Origin of the sequence: Dankookia rubra, assembly GCF_004355005.1 — a bacterium.
In the GTDB taxonomy this organism is placed as follows: Bacteria; Pseudomonadota; Alphaproteobacteria; order Acetobacterales; family Acetobacteraceae; genus Paracraurococcus; species Paracraurococcus ruber_A.
On record NZ_SMSJ01000316.1, the window covers coordinates 1 to 760 of the forward strand.

Below are 760 nucleotides of genomic sequence, written 5' to 3' on the forward strand. Positions count from 1 at the left end.
CGCCAGGATCTTGGTGATCGCCGCCGTCAGCGACGTCTTGCCATGGTCAACGTGACCAATCGTCCCGATGTTGCAGTGCGGCTTCGTCCGCTCGAATTTCGCCTTCGCCATGATCCGGCTCCGCTACCCCTATGGCCCGCGCGACCGACCATCGGTCGAAGGGCGTCGTTGACCACCCCGAAACCCGTCAGGCCCGCGCGCCATCGGCGATGCGCGCCCGTCCACCATGCGCGATGGAGCGGGTGACGGGAATCGAACCCGCACAACCAGCTTGGAAGGCTGGGGCTCTACCATTGAGCTACACCCGCGCCCAACGCACCCCCGGCCGGGGAACGCCGGCTGAACCGGCGCCGCAGGGGGAATATGGAGGGGGTTGGATTTGAACCAACGTAGGCGCAAGCCAACGGATTTACAGTCCGTCCCCTTTAGCCACTCGGGCACCCCTCCGCAGTCCTGCGCATGTCCCAGGCAGCGGGTGGCGCGGGTTATCCGGTTTCATCATGCCCTGTCAACGTGGGGGCGACGGCAGTTTCGCCCTCGGCTGCGCTTTCCTGCCAGGCGGCAAGCCTGACTGGACATCGGCGCCGCGCCGCGCATTGTGCAACCATGCGCCGAGGCCCGCCGCGAAGCGGCAATCCCAATCTGCCGCGTGGCGGCAACCCCAACCTGCCGCGGGGCGGTGTCGCCCCGCAGCCAGCGGCCGCCCCCGCGATCGGGCCCATGGCCGGGGGCCGCCGCGGCGGGGCCGGGCCGCGCGGCC

The 760-nt window shown here is 69.7% G+C and carries 1 protein-coding gene and 2 tRNA genes; all 3 read right to left on the reverse strand.

Annotated features, from left to right (window positions below):
• Window positions 1-111: GTP-binding protein (locus E2C06_RS36770; protein ID WP_133292622.1), on the reverse strand; the 111-nt coding region annotated here is incomplete at its 3' end.
• Between the two features lie 123 nt (window positions 112-234).
• Window positions 235-308, reverse strand: a tRNA-Gly gene (locus E2C06_RS36775).
• A 56-nt stretch (window positions 309-364) separates the two neighbouring features.
• A tRNA-Tyr gene (locus E2C06_RS36780) sits at window positions 365-447 on the reverse strand.
• Window positions 448-760: the final 313 nt, after the last annotated feature.